Raw genomic sequence first — 16589 nt, forward strand, 5'->3', positions numbered from 1 at the left:
CAATGGCCACTGCTGCTCCCGCGTACGTCGCGCATCCGCCGCTCGAGGGCGCCGCCCGCGTCTGGGGCACGATCGCGCTCTCTGCCGCCACCTTCATGAACGTGCTCGACTCGTCGATCGCGAACGTGTCGCTGCCGGCCATTTCAGGCGACCTGGGCGTGAGCACCACGCAAGGCACCTGGGTCATCACCAGCTTCGCGGTGGCCAACGCCATCGCGGTGCCGCTCACGGGTTTCATGACCCAGCGCTTCGGCCAGGTGCGGCTTTTCATGGCCAGCGTGATCCTGTTCATGATCGCCTCGCTGCTGTGCGGCCTGGCGCCGAACATGACGACGCTGATCCTGTTCCGCGCGCTGCAGGGCTTCGTTGCCGGTCCGATGATTCCGCTGTCGCAGACGCTGCTGCTGTCGAGCTATCCGCGCGCGAAAGCCGGTCTCGCGATGGCAATGTGGTCGATGACGACGCTGGTCGCGCCGGTGATGGGGCCGCTCCTGGGCGGCTGGATCACCGACAACATCTCGTGGCCGTGGATCTTCTACATCAACATCCCGGTCGGCATCGTCGCGGCCGCCATCACCTGGGCGCTCTACCGCAAGCGTGAAAGCACCACGCACAAGGTGCCGATCGACGCCATCGGCCTCGCGCTGCTGGTGCTGTGGGTCGGCTCGATGCAACTCATGCTCGACAAGGGCAAGGAGCTGGACTGGTTCCATTCGCCCGAGATCGTCACGATGGCGGTCATCGCGGTGGTCGGCTTCGCGTTCTTCCTCATCTGGGAGCTGACCGACAAGCATCCGGTGGTCGACCTGTCGCTCTTCAAGCGCCGCAACTTCTGGTCGGGCGCGGTGGCAACCGCCGTGGCCTACGGCCTGTTCTTCGGCAACGTGGTGCTGCTGCCGCTGTGGCTGCAGCAGTGGATGGGCTACACCGCCACGCAGGCCGGCATGATCATGGCGCCGGTGGGCCTGCTTGCCATCTTCTTCTCGCCGGTGGTCGGGCTCACGGTCGCCAAGATCGATCCGCGCCGCTACGCCACCTTCTCGTTCCTGGTGTTTGCGTTGGTGCTGTGGATGCGGTCGAACTTCAACACGCAGGCCGACTTCGTGACGATCATCATCCCGACGATCATCCAGGGCATTGCGATGGCGTTCTTCTTCATCCCGCTCGTGACCATCACGCTGTCGGGCCTGACGCCCGATCGCATTCCCGCGGCCTCGGGCCTGTCGAACTTCCTGCGGATCACCGCGGGCGCCATGGGCACGTCGATCACCACCACGCTTTGGGAGAACCGGGCCGCACTGCATCACTCGCAGCTGGCGGAATCGGTGAACCAGGGCAACAACGCGGCGACCAGCGCCATGTCCGGCCTGGCGAGCAGCGGCTTGAGTACGGAGCAGGTGCTGGGGCAGATCAACCGCCTGGTCGACCAGCAGTCATTCATGCTGGCCACGAACGACATCTTCTACGCTTCGGCGATCCTGTTCCTGCTGTTGATTCCGCTGGTGTGGCTGGCAAGGCCGCAAAAAGGCGGCGCGGGCGGCGATGCCGCGGCAGGCGCGCACTAGGCTCGCGGAGAAGAAGGGCGCGCTTCTTCAGGCGCCGAGTGCGCGCAGCACGTCGTAGCACGCACCCATGGTGTGATAGTCGGTCTTGCCGGCCGGGCTCTTTTCGTCGCTGATCTTGCGATTGTCCGGCGTGAGGATGCGATACCACGCGCCGTGCCGATGGTCGACGAAGTGCGCCCAGCTGTAGGCCCAGATGCGGCCGTACCAGTCCCAGTAGCCGGCGACGCCGGTGCGCACGGCCAGGAGGGCAGCGGCGGCAAAGCTTTCGGCCTGGACCCAGAAGTACTTGTCGCCGTCGCACACCGCGCCATCGGGGCCGAATCCGTAGACCAGCCCGCCGTTGTCGGCATCCCAGCCGCGCAGCATGGCAGTGTCGAAGAAGTGCCGGGCGCGCGGCACGATCCACGCTGCCTCGCGGCCTGCGGCAACCAGCGCGCGCTCCAGCTGAAGCAACAGCTTGGCCCATTCGGTGAGATGGCCGGTCTGGAAGCCCCAGGGCCGGAAGATGTTGCTTTTGTCGCCGCGGTTGTAGTCCCAGTCGACTGACCAGTCTTCGCGGTAGTGCTCCCAGACCAGCCCGTCGGCCAGCGCGGCCTGCCGGCCCGTGACCGATTCGGCGAGCGTGAGCGCACGATCGAGATAGCGCGCCTCTTGCGTGGCTTCGAATGCGGCGAGCATCGCTTCACACGCGTGCATGTTGGCATTCTGGCCTCTATAGGGTTTCACATGCCAGTCGGCGCTGGCCTCGTCCGCATAGAGCGCATGTTGCGGCTCCCAGAAACGCTGTTCCATCAAATCCCAGGTGCGCTCCAGCCCTGCGCGTGCTTCGCCGATGCCGGCCATCAGTGCGTGCGCGTGCGCGAGCAGCACGAAGGCAAGGCCGTAGCAATGGTTCGTGTCGTCCTGCACCGTGGTGCGTGCGTCGTGCCAGTCGATCTGCCATGCGTAGCCGCCGCCCGGCCGCGCGTGCGCATGCTGCACGAAAGCCAGGCCGTGGCGCGCGGCTGCAAGGTCTTCCGGCCTGCCGAAGCGCCGGTGGGCCATTGCATGGTTGAAGACGAAGCGCGTGCTGCTCACAAGGTGCCGCGTGCGCCGGTCGTACACCGTGCCGTCGTCCTTGAAGAAGTGGAAGAAGCCTCCGGATGAGTCGCGGGCGACCGGCTCGTAGAAGGCCAGCGTGTGCAGGATGTGGTCTGTCAGGAAATCGGGCGAGCGGAAGTTCGGCATGGGAGTAGAGGTCAAATCCGGCGGGTCATTGTCATTGTGACGACAGTCGCCTGATGCCGGGGGACTGCGGGTGCGCACAGGTTGCACTGCAGCATAGGCATTTGCCCCAGTATGCAAGCGGGAGGCACCCACGAACAATCAGGCCGCGCTCGGTAGTGGCGCATCGAGATGGACCGCATGACCGACATATCTTTCCTGAACCCGGGCGACTTCGCGAGATGAGCGACGTCATCCTCGAAACACGCCAGCTCACCAAGGAATTCAAGGGGTTCACTGCGGTCAGCAAGGTCAACCTCTCGGTCGTGCGCGGATCGATCCATGCACTCATCGGCCCCAACGGGGCCGGCAAGACCACCTGCTTCAACCTGCTCACCAAGTTTCTCGAGCCGACCAGCGGCACGATCCTGTTCAACGGGCATGACATCACGGGCGAGCGGCCGGCGCAAATTGCCCGGCGCGGCATCATTCGCTCGTTCCAGATCTCGGCGGTGTTTCCGCACCTCACGCTGCTCGAGAACGTGCGCCTCGGACTGCAGCGCGCGCTCGGTACCTCTTACCACTTCTGGAGAAGCGAGAAGACGCTCAGGCCGCTCGATGCGCGCGCCCGCGAACTGCTGGCCGAAGTCGGCCTGGCGGACCAGGCCGACGAGCTGACCGTGAACCTGCCGTACGGCCACAAGCGAGCGCTCGAGATCGCCACCACGCTCGCCATGGACCCCGAACTCATGCTGCTCGACGAACCGACCCAGGGCATGGGCCACGAAGACGTGCACCGCGTGGCGGAGCTCATCAAGCGCGTGTCTGCGGGCCGCACCATCCTGATGGTCGAGCACAACATGAGCGTGGTCTCGACCATTGCCGACACCATCACCGTGCTGCAGCGAGGGGCCGTGCTGGCCGAAGGCCCCTACGCCGAGGTTTCGAACAACCCCCAGGTCATGGAAGCCTACATGGGCACCACGGACGGCCAATTGCAGGGGGCGCATTGACATGAACCCCCACGCTCCTCACTTCGTCTATGCGCTGCCCCCCGAGGGGGCGCGGGCCTCCTTTGGGTCGGCCCGGCAGGAGGCTCCATGACCGCCGCACTCCAGATCAAGGGACTCCAGGCCTGGTACGGCGAATCGCACGTGCTGCACGGCGTCGACATGGTGGTGCAGCCCGGCGAGGTCGTCACGCTGCTCGGCCGCAACGGCGCCGGGCGCACCAGCACGCTGCGCGCCATCATGGGCCTGACCGGCACGCGCAAGGGCAGCATCGAGATCAACGGCAAAGAGACCATCGGCATGCCCACGCACCGCATCGCGCACCTGGGCATCGGCTATTGCCCGGAAGAGCGCGGCATCTTCGCCAGCCTCTCGGCGGAGGAAAACCTGATGCTGCCCCCGGCGCTCAAGGGGGCGGGGCAGGGCATGTCCGTGGCCGAGATCTACGACATGTTTCCCAACCTGGCCGAACGCCGCAACAGCCCGGGCACGCGGCTTTCGGGCGGGGAGCAGCAGATGCTCGCGGTCGCGCGCATCCTGCGCACCGGCGCCAAGCTGCTGCTGCTCGACGAGATTTCCGAAGGCCTGGCGCCGGTCATCGTGCAGGCGCTCGCCCGGATGATCCACACCCTGCGTGCCAAGGGCTACACCATCGTGATGGTGGAGCAGAACTTCCGCTTCGCCGCGCCGCTGGCCGACCGCTTCTACGTGATGGAACACGGCCGCATGGTCGAGGCCTTCGGCGCCAAGGAACTCGACGCCAAGATGCCCGTGCTCAGCGAGCTGCTGGGCGTGTAGCCGCGGCCGCGCCATTACATTTTTTCCGTTGACTCTCTCAACCATCCCAGGAGACACCATGCAAACCAAGCTCAAAATCATTGCTCTCATGCTCGGAGCCGCGGGTCTTGCCAGCCATGCCGTGCAGGCGCAGGAGAAGGTCGTCATCGGCTACATCAGCGACCTGTCGGGCCTGTACGCCGACCTGGAAGGCAAGGGCGGCGCAACGGCCATCCAGATGGCCATCGACGACATGGGCGGCAAGGTGCTCGGCCAGCCCGTGGAAGTGCTGAGCGTCGACCACCAGAACAAGCCCGACATCGCAGCCTCGAAGGCGCGCGAATGGATCGACACGGCCGGCGCAACGATGATCTTCGCGGGCACCAATTCGGGCGTCGCGCTGGCCACCTCCAAGGTGGCGCAGGAGAAGAAGCGCGTGTTCTTCACCAATGGCGCGGCCACCTCGGCGCTGACCAATGCGCAGTGCAGCCCCTACACCGTGCACTACGCCTACGACACCGTGGCGCTCGCCAAGAGCACCGGCGGCGCCGTGGTCGACACCGGTGGCAAGAGCTGGTTCTTCCTCACCGCCGACTATGCCTTCGGCCACGCGCTGGAGGCCGACACCGCCAAGGTCGTCAAGGCCAAGGGCGGCACGGTGGTGGGCACGGTGCGGGCACCGCTCAATGCGTCGGACTTCTCGTCCTTCCTGCTGCAGGCGCAGAACTCCAAGGCGCAGGTGCTGGGCCTGGCCAATGCGGGCGGCGACTTCATCAATTCGATGAAGGCATCGAAGGAATTCGGCATCGACAAGTCGATGAAGATCGCGGGCCTCCTGGTGTTCCTCACCGACGTGAAGAGCCTGGGCCTGCCCGCCACGCAGGGCCTGCTGCACACGACCAGCTGGTACTGGGACGCGGACGAAGAATCGCGCAAGTGGGCCGCACGCTACGAAGCCAAGACCAAGAACAAGCCGACCGACATCCAGGCCGCGGACTACTCGGCCACCATGGCCTACCTGAAGGCCGTCGAGGCAGTGAAGAGCACTGACGCCGACAAGGTCATGGCCTATCTCAAGAAGACGCCGATCAACGACTTCTACGCCAAGGGCGTGATCCGTGCCGACGGCCGCATGGTGCACGACATGCTGCTGGCCGAGGTCAAGAAGCCCTCGGAATCCAAGGGCCCGTGGGACCTGCTGAAGATCGTCAAGAAGGTGCCGGGCGACCAGGTCTACACGACCAAGGAAGAAAGCACCTGCGCACTCTGGAAGTAACTGTTGCACGGCCGCTTCGGGCGGCTGTGCGCGGCGGCCCCCACGCGAAGTCATTGACGCCTTTCTGAACCTCGTTTCCACGATGAACATTTCTATGCCTGCCCTGTTGAGCCAGCTCCTGTTGGGGCTGGTCAACGGGTCGTTCTACGCGATCCTGAGCCTGGGGCTGGCAGTGATCTTCGGGTTGCTCAACGTCATCAACTTTGCGCACGGCGCGCTGTTCATGATGGGGGCGGTGCTGTCGTGGATGGCGATGAATTATTTCAACATCGACTACTGGGTCATGCTGGTGGTGGCGCCGCTGATCGTCGGCCTGTTCGGCGTCCTGATCGAGCGGCTGCTGCTGCGCTGGATCTACAAGCTCGACCACCTCTACGGCCTGCTGCTCACGCTCGGCCTCACGCTGCTGATCGAGGGCGGCTTCCGCTCGGTGTACGGCGTGTCCGGCCTCGCCTACAGCACGCCCGAGGCGCTGAGCGGGGGCACCAACCTGGGTTTCATGTTCCTGCCGAACTACCGTGCCTGGGTGGTCGTCGCATCGCTGGTCGTGTGCTTTGCCACCTGGTATGCCATCGAGAAGACAAGGCTCGGCGCCTACCTGCGCGCCGGCACCGAGAACCCGCGGCTGGTGGAAGCCTTCGGCGTCAACGTGCCGCTGATGGTGACGCTGACCTACGGCTTCGGCGTGGCGCTGGCGGCCTTTGCCGGCGTGCTGGCCGCGCCGGTGATCCAGATTTCGCCGCTGATGGGGCAGAACCTCATCATCATCGTGTTCGCGGTGGTGGTCATCGGCGGCATGGGCTCGATCATGGGCGCCATCCTCACGGGCCTCGGGCTCGGCGTGATCGAAGGGCTGACCAAGGTGTTCTATCCCGAGGCTTCGGCCACCGTGGTCTTCGTGATCATGGTCGTGGTGCTGCTGATCCGCCCCGCGGGCCTGTTCGGCAGCGAGAAATAAGCCCATGAAGAAAATATCGCTCGTCGTCTACGGGGTGCTGCTGCTGGCGCTCGTCGCCGCACCCTTCATCGGCTTCTATCCGGTGTTCGTGATGAAGGTGCTGTGCTTCGCACTCTTTGCCTGCGCCTTCAACCTGCTGCTGGGCTACACCGGCATGCTGTCATTCGGCCACGCCGCTTTCCTGGGGGGCGCCGCCTACCTCACGGGCCAGGCGCTCAAGGTCTGGCACCTGACGCCCGAACTCGGCCTGATCGCGGGCACGCTGGCTGGTGCGCTGCTGGGGCTGGTGTTCGGCTGGCTGGCCATCCGCCGCCAGGGCATCTACTTCTCGATGATCACGCTGGCACTGGCACAGATGATGTATTTCGTCGTGCTGCAGGCGCCCTTCACGGGCGGCGAGGACGGGCTGCAGAGCGTGCCGCGCGGCAAGCTCTTCGGCCTCATCGATCTGCGCGACGACCTGACGATGTACTACGTCGCGCTGGTGATCGTGGTGGCGGCCTTCCTGCTGATCGCGCGCACCGTGCACTCGCCTTTCGGGCAGGTGCTCAAGGGCATCAAGGAGAACGAGCCGCGCGCCATCTCGCTGGGCTACGACGTCAACCGCTTCAAGCTGCTGGCCTTCGTGATTTCGGCCGCGCTGTCGGGCCTGGCCGGCTCGCTCAAGACCCTGGTGCTGGGCTTCGCGTCGCTGAGCGACGTGCACTGGACCGCATCGGGCCACGTGATCCTGATGACACTGGTGGGCGGCCTCGGCACGCTCTCGGGTCCGCTGGTGGGTTCGGCCGTCGTGGTGCTGCTCGAGAACAAGGTCGGCGACTTCGGCACCTTCATGGCACGCGTGACCGGTGTCGACTGGTTCAACACGCTCGGCGAATCGGTGACCATGGTCACGGGCCTGATCTTCGTGATCTGCGTGCTTGCATTCCGCAAGGGCATCATGGGCGAGGTCATCGCCTTCATCGACCGCCGAAAAAGCAAGGTCTGATGCAACGAAAAAGGCGGACGATGTCCGCCTTTTTCGCATCTGGGGCAGGCCCCTTCAGGGCAGCACGGTGATGCGGTTCGTCGCCGGCGGCGCCAGCGGGCTGTTCGCCTTGATGTAGGCCTCCAGTGCATCCACGTCCTGGTCGCCACCGAGCGTGTCGGTGCCCTGGTTGAAGACCGTGAAGTTGTCGCCGCCGGTGGCCAGAAAGCTGTTCATCGTCACGCGGTAGCTTGTGCCGTCGGCCATCGCGGTGCCGTTGAGCGCCATGTTGCTGATGCGCGAGCCGGCGGGCGCCGAGAGGCTGTAGCCGTAAGTCAGGCTGCGCGAGGGCAGCAGCACCCTGGGCGAAGCGATCGTGTTGGTGCCGCTGTTGAACTGTTGCTCGAGCACGGCCTTGATCTGCGCGCCGGTCATCGTCTTCACCACCAGGCTGTTGCCGAAGGGCTGCACGCTGAAGATCTGGCCATAGGTCACGCTGCCGTCGCCGGCCGGCACGAGGTCGGCGCGCACGCCGCCCGGATTCATGAACGCGATCTGCGCGCCGCCCTTGTTGCTGGCGCTGGTGGCGTCGAGCTGCGCGTCCGCGATCAGGTTGCCGAGCACGCTCTCGCGCGAAGCGGTCTGCGTGCGCGTGGCCGGACCCGAGAGCGTGCCCACCACCCGCTGCACCAGCGGGGCGGCAATCGAAAGGTACTGGCTGATGAGCGCGGCCACTTGCTGGTTCTTGCCGAACGCGGGGTACTGGTCGGTCAGCGCAATGGTGTTGGCGCCGCTGGTGTAGGCCTCGCCCTGGACGATCACGTTGTCGGCCGACTTGGCCGTGACCTTGCGCGTGCGCGTGTCGATCGTCAGGTTGATGTCGGTCAGCAGGGTGCCGTACTGGCCGGCGCTCGTCAGCAAGAAGGGCTTGGCCGGATTCGTCTTGCCGTAGTCGCAGATGTACGAGCGGTGCGTGTGGCCCGAGATCACCACGTCGACCGACGCGTCGAGCTTGTCGAGGATCGGCAGAATGTCGCCACTCAGTCCGGCGCAGCTCTTGTCGTTGTAGCCCACCGTGGTCGTGCCGCCTTCGTGGACCACCACGACGATGGCGTCGGCACCCTGGGCCTTCAGCTGCGGAATCAATGCGTTGGCCGTGTCGGCTTCGTCCTTGAAGCTCAGGCCCGCCACACCGGCCGGCGTCACGATGCTGGGCGTGCCCTTGAGGGTCATGCCGATGAACGCCACCTTCACCGTGGCCCCGTCCTTCGTGAAGGTCTTCATGCCCGTGGCGGGAAACAGCGTGGTGCCGTCGGTCTTCACGGTGTTGGCCGCGAGGAAGCCGAAGTTGGCGCCCGGGAAAGCCTTGTTCACCCGGCAGGGCTCCAGCGGCGTGTTCTTGGCGCAGCCGCCGTTCTTCATGCGCAGCAGTTCGGTCTGGCCCTTGTCGAACTCGTGGTTGCCGACCGCGTTGAAGTCGATCTTCATCTCGTTCACGGCTTCGATGGTCGGCTCGTCGAGGAACAGCGCCGACACCAGCGGCGAGGCACCGATCATGTCGCCGGCGGACACCACGGCGTTGTTCTCGTTCCTGGCCTTGAGTGACGCGATGGCCGAAGCAAGGTAGGCCGCGCCGCCGGCGGGCACCGCGACCGTGCCGCCGTTTTTGGCCGGCGCGCTGATGGACAGCTTGGGCGGCTCGAGGTTGCCATGCAGGTCGTTGAAGGCAATGAGCTTCACGTCCATGCTGCCAGGTGTGGCGGGCGGCGGCGGGGCCGGCGGCGCGGGGGCCGGTGCGGGCGACGGGATGAACGGAATGAAGCCGTTCGAATTACCGCTTCCGCCGCAAGCGGACAACGCGGCCAGGACAACCCCCGCCAGCGCGAGACGTGGTTTCAACGATATGTGCATGAGCCTCTCCTCTTTATGGATGCAGCGCATGCTGAAGATGGCAGATGACGTCGCCGTGACCGCCGCTTCTTTGCGGCCGAACTCTCAGGGCAGGGGAACCAGGCGAATGGCCACGCCGGGGCCGAAGGCGCGTTGCAGCAGCTCGCTGGCCTGCGCACTGCGCGCGTCGCCGGGTGACTGCACGGCGAGCCATCCGCCGGTGGTTCGGCGCTGCAGATGCCAGCCCTCTTGCCCCAGTCGGATGAGGCTGGCAAGTGCCGCAGCGTCCGCCACGGGCAGCGCCTCGGGTGCGATGTCCAGCCAGTCCACCACCTGGTCGGCCTCGCCGCCGAGCCGTGCGGTCGCGCCTTCCACCAATGCGTGTTGCGTGGCTGTGTCCCTCACGGCGCCTTGTAGGATGATGCCGTTGCCATGCCAGCGGATTTCGAGCACGGCTCCGTCTGCCGGCGGGGCAGGCCGCGCGGCTGCGAATGCCCATGCGATGCCTGCTGCTATCGCCAGGACAAGCATCAGCAGGGCGATGATCCGGGGTCTGTTCTTCATTCGAGCCTTGGTGCACGGCCATCGTGCAATGTCGAAAGCCGAGTTCAGAGGCTCGGCATGACGGCGTGATGACAGGCGGAGGCTTCGCAGGATCTCAGAGCCGCAGCGGTGCGGCGTAGCCGGTCATTTCCAGGTAACCGCGGCCGACACGGCGCCCCTGCGCATCGAGCAGGTCGCTCACGCCTTCCCAGTAGACCCCGCCGGCAGAGCCGCGGCTGTCGAGCTCCTGGTCGTCGAGCAGGGCGCGCACCTCGAAGCTGCCCGATGGGGTCTGCACGCGCCACTGCGTCGGGTACCTCGCCTGCGTGCGCGGACTGGTCCACGCGCTCGCACCGTCGAAGCGCACCTCGTCGCTGCCGAAGATGCGCAGCGCACCGTCGCGTGTGCGAAACGAACCGCCCGCCCACAATGCGCCACCATCGCGACGCCGCAAACGGAAGGCGGTGAGGGCGCTGCCGTCGTCCAGGTTCATGCCGATCCAGTCCCAGCCCACGGCATCGGGATGCATCAGCGCCTCGCTCCATTCGTGGTCGAGCCAGGCGGTGCCATCGACGTCGAAGGCCTGGCCTTTCTTGAGCGTCAGCCTGCCCTGGGTCTTGAGCTGGGGTTCGCTGTAGTAGTAGCTCGCCTGCGTCTCTTCCGGGCCCTTGCGCGAAAGTCCGGCCTTGCCCTGCAGCAGCAAGGGTTGCGTGGGGGCGAAGCGCAGGTCGATCGAAAACTCGCCGGCGGGAATGTGCGCCGAATAGCTGCCGTCCGCCCCGCGCACCAGCGACCAGTCGCGCAGGCGCAGGTCGGTATCGGTTTCGCTGGCCGACGCAATGCCGAAGCCCGCGCGTGCAATGCGCTGGTCGTGCAGCAGCACGCGGCCATCGAGGTCGGTGACGGCCGCGTGCGCGAACACGAGATGCTTGGCCGCGAAGGCCGAGCGCAGGCCTTGCGCCGCATCGACGCGCGAGCGGAAGAACGTCACCTGGAAGCCGAACTCGCGTCCCGCCGGCGTCTTCGCGTGGCCCGTGATGTACCACCACTCGGTTTGCAGTTCGGGGTGGCTGCCGAAGTCGCGCGGGAACTGCAGCGCGCGCGCGGGCAATGCCCAACTTGCTGGCACTGCGGCGGCCAGCGCCGTGAGCAGCAGGCTGCGGCGGGAGAGGCTGAGGAAGGCAGGCGGCGACATCACTCCACAACCAGCGCGTCGATGCGCTGCTGCGACGGTCCGATGTCGCCGAATGCGTTTTGCACCCAGGCCGCATCGTGATAGCTCGGCAGGTAGCGCTCGCCCGCGTCGCACAGCAGCGAAAGAATGGAGCCCTGCCGGCCGGCCGCGCGCATCTCGCGTGCAATGGCCAGCATGCCGACGAAGTTGGTGCCCGTCGAAGGGCCGACCTTGCGTCCCAGCAGCGCCGAGAGCGCATGCATCGCCGCCACCGAATCGAGATTGGGCACTTCGATCATGCGGTCGACCAGCGTGCGGATGAAGCTCGGCTCCACGCGCGGCCGGCCGATGCCTTCGATGCGCGAGCCTGCCGCCGTCAGCGTCGCGTCGCCCGTGCGGTGGTAGGCCGAGAACACCGAGCCCTCGGGGTCGGCCACGCACACCTGCGTGTCATGGCAGCGAAAGCGCACATAGCGCCCGATCGTGGCACTGGTGCCGCCGGTGCCCGCGCCCACCACGATCCACGCCGGCACCGGATGCCGCTCGCGCGCCATCTGCTGGAACATGCTTTCTGCGATGTTGTTGTTGCCCCGCCAGTCGGTGGCGCGCTCGGCATACGTGAACTGGTCCATGTAGTGGCCGCCCGTCTGCTCGGCGAGCGCGCGGGCCTCTTCGTAGACCTGCGCCGCGTGGTCGACGAAATGGCAGCGCGCGCCGTAGAAGGCGATCTGCGCCACCTTCTCGGGCGAGGTGCTGCGCGGCATCACGGCGATGAAGGGCAGACCCAAAAGTCGCGCGAAATAGGCTTCGCTGACCGCCGTCGAGCCGCTCGAGGCCTCGACGATGGTGGTGCCTTCGCGCACCCATCCGTTGCACAGCGCATAGAGAAAGAGCGATCGCGCGAGGCGGTGCTTGAGGCTGCCTGTGGGGTGGGTCGACTCGTCTTTGAGGTACAGGTCGATGCCTTGGGCGGCGAGTGTTGGCAGCGGCAGGGGGATGAGGTGCGTGTCGGCGCTGCGGTGGTAGTCGGCTTCGATGCGGCGTATGGCGCTGCCTAGCCAACTGCCGCAGGGAGAAGAGGGTGTTTGCTGCATATCGACAGCAGTCTACAAGTCATGGGTTGGTGTGGGTCTTGTTTGTTTCCCGAGGCCGGGGCGAGACCCGGCCTCGGGAAGAAAAAAACTACCAATCCTCCTTAACAGCAAGAACAACATCCTTCCCAGCAGCGGCACGCCCAGCCATCCACGCAGTCCCCGTCCCCGCAGCGACAACAGCAGCACAAAGCACCAGCAACCGACCCCAAGGCACCAGCAGGTCCATCGTCCAGTGAAAGCTCTGCGGATTGACGACCTTCACCAGCACCATAGACACCGCGAGCCCGAGCAGGAGCCCCGCCACGGCACCGATCGCCGTCCATGCGGCGCCTTCGCCCGCCACCACGGCCAGCACCTGCCGCCGCGTAAAGCCCAGATGCGCGAGCAGCCCGAACTCCTTGCGCCGCGCCAGCACCTGAGCGCTGAAGCTCGCCGCAATACCGAACAGGCCGATGGCAATGGCCACCGCCTGCAGCCAATAGGTCACTGCAAAGCTGCGGTCGAAGATGCGCAGCGAAGTCGCGCGAATCTGCCCGACGGAGGAGATCTCGATGTTCGATTCGGATTCGCCGCCCACGCCAGCGCGACGTGCCGCAAGCTCGCGAACCGCGGCTCGGACCGCGCCTTCGGATGCGCCTGGCGCAAGCCACAGCGACACATCGCTCACATTGCGCTCGCCGGTCAGGCGCTCGAAATCGCGCGCGTCCATGGTGATGGCGCCGAACTGCCGCGCATAGTCGCGCCACACGCCCGCCACGAAGAAAGCCGCCGGACCGGCCCCCGTGGCGCCCAATGCCGACGACAGCGGCGCGAACAGGGCGCCCGGCTTGGCGCCGTACAGCTCGACCATCGGTTCGCTCACGTAGATGCCGATCTGTCCCGCCGGCACCGGCAGCGCGGGCCCCACGAGCGGCAGCGCCCGCACTGCGCCGCCGTCCAGACTGCGCGAGATCAGCGTGACCGCGGGCTGTGCGGGGTCGAGTTGCAGCGACCGGGTGCGCAGCGTGCCGGTGCGTTCCACGCCGGGCAGTTGCGCCAGCGCCTGCACGAAGGCCGGCGGGAAGGTGGCCGTGTCGCTGCTGCTCTGCGTGCCCGAATTGCCGGAACGGCCGCTCGACGTGGCGCGAAGATAAAGGTCGGCCGGCAGCACCACGTCGAGCCAGCGCGTCACCGAATCGCGGAAGCTGGCGACCATGACCGTGAGCGCCACCGCGAGGCTCAGGCTTGCGACCACGCCGCTGACCGCCACGGCGGCGGTGCCGCGCATGCGCCTTGCGCGCTCGATGGCGAGCATCGGCAACACGCGCTGCGCAAACGCAGGCGCCATGCGGTCGTAGAGCAGCGCGATCAGCCAGGGCAGCGCTGCGATGCCGCCCACCAGCAGGCAGCCCACCGAAAGATAAGCAGCCACCGGGATGCCGCCGATGGCCGGCATGTTGGCCAGTGCCGCGCTCGCGGCAATGAGGCCGAGCGCCAGCCAGTGGCTCTTGCTTTGGACCGGTGCGGCGCCCAGGCCCTTGAGGGTCTGCGCCTCGGGCAGCGCCTGTGCCGCGCGCGCGGGCCACCAGCCGCCCACCAGCGCCGCGAGCACGCCGAGCCCGCCGTACAGCACAGCCGAGCCGGTGCTCCAGTGCAGTGCGGGAGCCACGCCCTCGAAGTAACCGCCGCCCAGGTCGCCGCCGAGCACGCGCAGCGCGAAGGCCGCGAGTGCCGTGCCCAGCGCCAGGCCGGCGCCGCTTCCTATCAGGCCCAGCACCAGCGATTCGACCAGCACCAGGCGCAGCCGCTCGCGCGGTGTCAGGCCCAGCACGCCGAGCAGCGCGAACTGTTGCGCGCGCTTGGCCACGCTGAGCGCCAGCACCGAGAACACCAGGAAAGCGCCGGTAAAGAGCGCCACCAGCGCCAGCACCGTCAGGTTGACGCGGTAGGCACGAGAGAGATTGCTCACGCGCTCGGCCGCGTCGCCCGGCTCGGCAAACTGCAAGCCGGCGGGCCAACCCGGCGAATGCCGCAGCGACGCGATGAACGCCGCCTGGTCGGTGCCCGGTGCCAGCCTCAGGTCGACACGGCTGATCTGGCCGATCTTGTCGAACAAATCTTGCGCGGCGGCGATGTCCATCACCGCAAGCGCGGCGCCGCTGGCGGCGACATGGCCTGCGACCTGGAGCCGCTGCCAGGCGCTGCCGCTGCGCAGCTGAACTGTCTCCGCGCGGCCTTCCACCGCTTCGGCCGGCAGGCCAAGCACGTTGCGCGCCGCGGCATTGAGAAACACATGGCCTGGCGCCAGCATCGCGAAGCGGTTGGCGTTCTTGAGGGGCTGCGGCATCAGTGCCGGTGCGATGGTGGGAAGCGCGAGCGCATCGATGCCGATCACGCGCATCGGCACCTGGCGTTCGCCGGCCAGTGCCAGACCCTGGAACTCGAGCACAGGGCTCGCAAGCATCACCTGCGGGTGCTGCGCCAGTCGCGCGAACACGGCTTCGTCGAAGCTGCCCTGCACCGCGCGCACTTCGAGGTCCGGCTGGCCGTTGACCGACCGCACCGCGCTCGAGAACTCGTCGAGGGCCGAGGCATTGATCAGCTGCACCGAGAACGCGAGCGCCACGCCCAGCATCACGGCCAAGACGGCCGCCGCATTGCGCCAGGGGTGGTGGCGCAGTTCCTGCCATGAAAAGGTGGTGAGCAAGGCACGCATGACGCGATTGTGGCTGGCTGCCACGCTTCGGCGAGTATCGAAGCGCGAAAATCAGGGCGCGCCGCCCGCGCCTTCAGGCCGCTCTGGCCCTGACGGCGGGCGCGAACATGGCCTCCATCTCGCTGCGCAGCCCGTAGGCAGCGGTCGAGGTGTCGATCGCCACGTCGGCCCAGCAGAGGCTTTGCCCCTTCTTCACCGGGCGCACCAGCTTCACGTTGTGCGCCAGCCCGAGCGGCAGGCCGCCCAGGCGCAGCGAGCGCTCGGCTGGAAGCAGCTTGCCCCAGACGGTGTAGCCGCCCTCGCCGTCGAGCATTTCGCCGGGCGCGAGGTCGCGCTTGGCGGTGGCCACCACGTCGGCATTCCAGCAGGTGGCAACGCCCGTGGGTTCGCCGCGCAGCGCCACGCTGGCCACAGACATGCCGACCTCCAGGCCGATCAGGTGCCAGCGCTTGTAGAGCGTGAAGTAGCGCCCGCTCGGGTCGGTGTGGGCGTTGTATTCCTCGAAGCAGTTCTTGATGTAGTCGGTCTCGGCCTCGACCGTGACCCACACGCCCATGCGGATGTCGTAGGGAATCTTTCGCCCGTTGGCCTCGAGCGAGGAAATGACCTCGACCATGCCCTTGCGCTCGAGTACGCCGCCCTCGCTTTGCGGCCGCGTGACGAAGGGAATGTCTTCCACGCTCGCGGGCGGGTAGAGCAGGCCGTCCGAAGGCACGCCGAGACCGGTGGCGTTGGCCACCGCCGAGCTTTCGATGGACGGCTTGGAGCCGTCGAGAAAGCTGTTGAACATCTTCGGATTGAGGCCGCCGCGCAGCGCCTGCTCGGGCGTGAGGCCGTAGTTGCCCCACACTGTTTCGGGCGTTGATTCGGTGAAGTGCGGCAGCCACTTGTGGCCGCGCCCGGCCGCTACCACCGGAAAGCCGCAGGTGCGCGCCCAGTCGACCAGGTCGCAGATCAGCGCGGGCTGGTCGCCGAAGGCCAGCGAATAGATCACGCCGGCCTGCTGCGCCTTGCGCGCGAGCAGCGGGCCGCAGAAGGCATCGGCCTCGACCGTCACGTTGACCACGTGCTTGCCGTGCGCGAAGGCGTCCAGGCAGTGGTCGACAGCCGCCACCGGGTTGCCGGTGCACTCGACCACGATGTCGATCGACGGCTCGCGCGTCACGGCCTGCCAGTCGTCGGTGATCCAGGTGATGCCGGACTTCAAGGCCTCCTGCGCGGAGCCTGCCGCGACGCGCGCGGGCTCCCAGCCCACGCGCTCGAGGTTGGCGCGCGCCGCATCGGGCGACAGGTCGGCGATGGCCACCAGCTGCACGCCGGGCGTGCGCGGAATCTGCGCGAGGTACATCGAGCCGAACTTGCCGGCGCCGATGAGGCCGATGCGAATGGCGCGGCCTTCGGCGGCACGCTGTTGCAGGCGGTTATGGAGGCTCATGG

General features: G+C 66.9%; 13 protein-coding genes. 6 read left to right on the top strand and 7 right to left on the bottom strand.

Annotated features, from left to right (window positions below):
- Positions 1 to 2 precede the first annotated feature (2 nt).
- A complete protein-coding gene (locus ACAM55_RS07730; protein ID WP_369655446.1) occupies positions 3 to 1565 on the top strand; it encodes a DHA2 family efflux MFS transporter permease subunit in 1563 nt (520 codons plus the stop codon).
- A gap of 27 nt (positions 1566 to 1592) precedes the next feature.
- Here ACAM55_RS07730 and ACAM55_RS07735 read toward each other — a convergent pair whose 3' ends face one another.
- Complete coding sequence (locus ACAM55_RS07735; RefSeq protein ID WP_369655447.1) at positions 1593 to 2792, bottom strand: AGE family epimerase/isomerase; 1200 nt, start codon at positions 2790 to 2792, stop codon at positions 1593 to 1595.
- 218 nt (positions 2793 to 3010) lie between these two features.
- Between ACAM55_RS07735 and ACAM55_RS07740 the strand changes: the two genes are divergently transcribed.
- The 5 genes from ACAM55_RS07740 to ACAM55_RS07760 all read left to right on the top strand — a co-directional run bounded on the left by ACAM55_RS07740 (position 3011) and on the right by ACAM55_RS07760 (position 7777).
- The gene (locus tag ACAM55_RS07740) at positions 3011 to 3781 is read left to right on the top strand and encodes an ABC transporter ATP-binding protein (protein ID WP_369655448.1); all 771 of its coding nucleotides are present in this window, start codon (positions 3011 to 3013) and stop codon (positions 3779 to 3781) included.
- Positions 3782 to 3868: 87 nt separating this feature from the next.
- Positions 3869 to 4576, top strand: a complete 708-nt coding sequence (locus ACAM55_RS07745) for an ABC transporter ATP-binding protein (protein ID WP_369655449.1) — start codon at positions 3869 to 3871, stop codon at positions 4574 to 4576.
- 58 nt (positions 4577 to 4634) lie between these two features.
- The gene (locus tag ACAM55_RS07750) at positions 4635 to 5831 is read left to right on the top strand and encodes an ABC transporter substrate-binding protein (RefSeq protein ID WP_369655450.1); all 1197 of its coding nucleotides are present in this window, start codon (positions 4635 to 4637) and stop codon (positions 5829 to 5831) included.
- Between the two features lie 82 nt (positions 5832 to 5913).
- Positions 5914 to 6789, top strand: coding sequence for a branched-chain amino acid ABC transporter permease (locus tag ACAM55_RS07755; protein ID WP_369655451.1), 876 nt, complete (start codon positions 5914 to 5916; stop codon positions 6787 to 6789).
- A 4-nt stretch (positions 6790 to 6793) separates the two neighbouring features.
- A complete protein-coding gene (locus ACAM55_RS07760) occupies positions 6794 to 7777 on the top strand; it encodes a branched-chain amino acid ABC transporter permease (protein WP_369655452.1) in 984 nt (327 codons plus the stop codon).
- A gap of 54 nt (positions 7778 to 7831) precedes the next feature.
- On the opposite strand, the gene ACAM55_RS07765 is transcribed toward ACAM55_RS07760, so the two are convergent.
- The 6 genes from ACAM55_RS07765 to ACAM55_RS07790 form a co-directional block, all read right to left on the bottom strand.
- Positions 7832 to 9667 (bottom strand): bifunctional UDP-sugar hydrolase/5'-nucleotidase, encoded by a 1836-nt coding sequence (locus ACAM55_RS07765; RefSeq protein ID WP_369655453.1) that lies wholly within the window; start codon positions 9665 to 9667, stop codon positions 7832 to 7834.
- A gap of 84 nt (positions 9668 to 9751) precedes the next feature.
- Entirely contained in the window at positions 9752 to 10210 is a 459-nt protein-coding gene (locus ACAM55_RS07770) for a hypothetical protein (RefSeq protein WP_369655454.1), read from the bottom strand.
- A gap of 94 nt (positions 10211 to 10304) precedes the next feature.
- Positions 10305 to 11384 carry a lipocalin-like domain-containing protein gene (locus ACAM55_RS07775; protein WP_369655455.1) on the bottom strand — a complete coding sequence of 360 codons (1080 nt, stop codon included), beginning with the start codon at positions 11382 to 11384 and terminating at the stop codon, positions 10305 to 10307.
- Complete coding sequence (locus tag ACAM55_RS07780; RefSeq protein WP_369655456.1) at positions 11384 to 12457, bottom strand: PLP-dependent cysteine synthase family protein; 1074 nt, start codon at positions 12455 to 12457, stop codon at positions 11384 to 11386. Before ACAM55_RS07780 ends, ACAM55_RS07775 begins: the two co-directional genes overlap by 1 nt.
- A gap of 88 nt (positions 12458 to 12545) precedes the next feature.
- Positions 12546 to 15152: an FtsX-like permease family protein gene (locus ACAM55_RS07785; RefSeq protein WP_369655457.1), complete on the bottom strand. Its 2607-nt coding sequence runs from the start codon at positions 15150 to 15152 to the stop codon at positions 12546 to 12548.
- Between the two features lie 73 nt (positions 15153 to 15225).
- Positions 15226 to 16587, bottom strand: a complete 1362-nt coding sequence (locus ACAM55_RS07790; protein ID WP_369655458.1) for an NAD(P)H-dependent oxidoreductase — start codon at positions 16585 to 16587, stop codon at positions 15226 to 15228.
- Between the last annotated feature and the right edge of the window lie 2 nt (positions 16588 to 16589).

This window comes from Variovorax sp. V213, from assembly GCF_041154455.1.
GTDB lineage: Bacteria > Pseudomonadota > Gammaproteobacteria > Burkholderiales > Burkholderiaceae_C > Variovorax.